We start from the raw sequence: 1821 nt of genomic DNA, 5'->3' as shown, positions 1-1821 counted from the left end.
CCGGTCGTCACCCGATCATCTCTCTGGAAGGAACAGCATGTCCGGCAAGAACAGCCCGCAGCACCAGGCAGCGACGGGCGGGACGGAGCCCGCCCCGGCCCCGGACACCACCACGGGCGGCGCCCCCGGGACCGGAACGGCACTCCCGCCGACCAGCGGCGAGACGACGTCCGGCACCGCGGCGACCGTGGCGACCGCGGAAGCGGCACTCACGGCCCCGGCCCAACTCCCGTCCACCGGCGCGGGCGTGACCCGGGAAGCCGGAGCCGGAGCCGGAGCCGGAGCCGGAGCCGGAGCCGGAGTTGGAGTTGGCGTTGGCGTTGGCGTCAGTGTCGGCGCCGACGAAGCAGCGCCCTCGGCAGCGGAACCGGAAGCGGAACCCGAAGGCCACGCCGACCCCGCCTCTGCGTCTGCTTCCGCCTCGGCTTCCGACCCGGCCTCCGCCTCCGCCTCCGACCCGGGCCCCGACGCCCTGGCCGCCACCGCCACCGCCACCGCGACCGGAGGCTCGTCGGAATCCGGAGCCGGTTCCGGAGCCGACGACGGCGCCGCCGCCGCGGCCCCCGCCTTCGGCCGCCCCTCCCGAGGCATCCTCGCCGGTGCCGCGATAGCCGGTGCGCTGCTGATCGGCGTGCCGTTCCTGGTGTCAGGACTGCTCGGCCGGTCGGGTTCGGACGGGAAGCCGTCGGACCAAGTGGCCGACGCCGGCACCGTGTTGAACGGTGCGACGACGAACATCGGTGCGGGCGCCTACGGTTCGGCCAGCCCGGACCCGACCGCGCCGAAACCGACCGCCTCGCACACGACGGGCGGCGGCAAGAACAACACGGTGAAGAAGGGCGGGGGAGCAGCGGCCGCCGGTGCCGGTGCCGGTTCCGGTGCCGGAGTGATCGCGGGCAGTTCCGCCCAGGCCCCCAAGAAGGCGTCCTCCGGCGGTAGTACGAAGAAGAAGTCCACCACGGCCAAGGTCACGGCCACCAAGACGGTGACCACCGCGCCCGGCACCACCATCTACGGCCATGCCTCCAACAAGTGCATCGAGATGGTGAGTCACAAGGGAACCGACGGTTCGCCGCTGCAGATCAACAGCTGCACCGGCAAGAACTGGCAGAAGTGGGACTTCCGTTCGGACGGCACGGTCCGCTCGATGGGCCTGTGCATGGACGTCGCCTGGGGCTCGTCGGCGAACGGCGCGGTGATCCAGCTCGCGGTGTGCAGCGGCAACCCGGCCCAGCAGTTCCGCCTCAACTCCAGCAACGACCTCGTCAATCCGCAGGCCAACAAGTGCGTGGACGTCAAGGACCAGAAGACCGCCAGCGGCACCCGGCTCCAACTCTGGGACTGCAACGGCCAGGACAACCAGAAGTGGAGCACCCGCTGACGGCGGCCCGACGGTGCCGCCGCACCCGTGAAGGACACGGCGGCACCTCTACGACACCTGCTCAGATGTCCCGGAACTCCTCTACGGTCGCTCTGACCTGCGCAAATGAACCCTTCGGAAGATCATCTTGCACGGTCGTTGCACAAGCCGAACAGTGCAGGAGTCACGCGGCCCTGGAGTAGGCGCTCCGGACCGCGATACGGACCTTGGAACCGGCCCCCACGATCCGGTGCACGTACTTACGCAGAGTAAACGCAGGATCGGCGTGTCCGAGCCGGTCGGCGAGTGTGTACACGTCCACCCCGCCGTTGATCATCATCGACGCGTACAGGTGTCGGAGGGCATCAGGGCTGTTCCAAAGTCCTGCCGGGTGGGTGAAGTTGCTGGTCACGGGGTCATGCCGAGGAGGTGCAGGGGACGGGTGAAGGGTTCGTAGGACA

At 69.8% G+C, this 1821-nt stretch carries 2 protein-coding genes; one reads left to right on the top strand and one right to left on the bottom strand.

What is annotated here, in order from left to right; translation table 11 throughout:
* Positions 1–37: 37 nt before the first annotated feature.
* Positions 38–1381: a ricin-type beta-trefoil lectin domain protein gene (locus ACIRRY_RS31235; protein WP_403979100.1), complete on the top strand. Its 1344-nt coding sequence runs from the start codon at positions 38–40 to the stop codon at positions 1379–1381.
* 163 nt (positions 1382–1544) lie between these two features.
* Here the strand turns inward: ACIRRY_RS31235 and ACIRRY_RS31230 are convergent, their stop codons facing one another.
* Positions 1545–1772 carry a tyrosine-type recombinase/integrase gene (locus tag ACIRRY_RS31230; RefSeq protein WP_403979097.1) on the bottom strand — a complete coding sequence of 76 codons (228 nt, stop codon included), beginning with the start codon at positions 1770–1772 and terminating at the stop codon, positions 1545–1547.
* Positions 1773–1821 lie beyond the last annotated feature (49 nt).

Source organism: Streptomyces sp. NPDC101776 (genome assembly GCF_044766845.1).
GTDB lineage: Bacteria > Actinomycetota > Actinomycetes > Streptomycetales > Streptomycetaceae > Streptomyces.
Note: the sequence above shows the minus strand (reverse complement) of the source record. Positions and strands in the feature narration are given on the sequence as shown.

What these genes read in the sequence shown, in the direction of transcription:
- ACIRRY_RS31235 (WP_403979100.1), top strand. Translation starts at nt 38, where the DNA reads ATGTCCGGCAAGAACAGCCCGCAGCACCAGGCAGCGACGGGCGGGACG.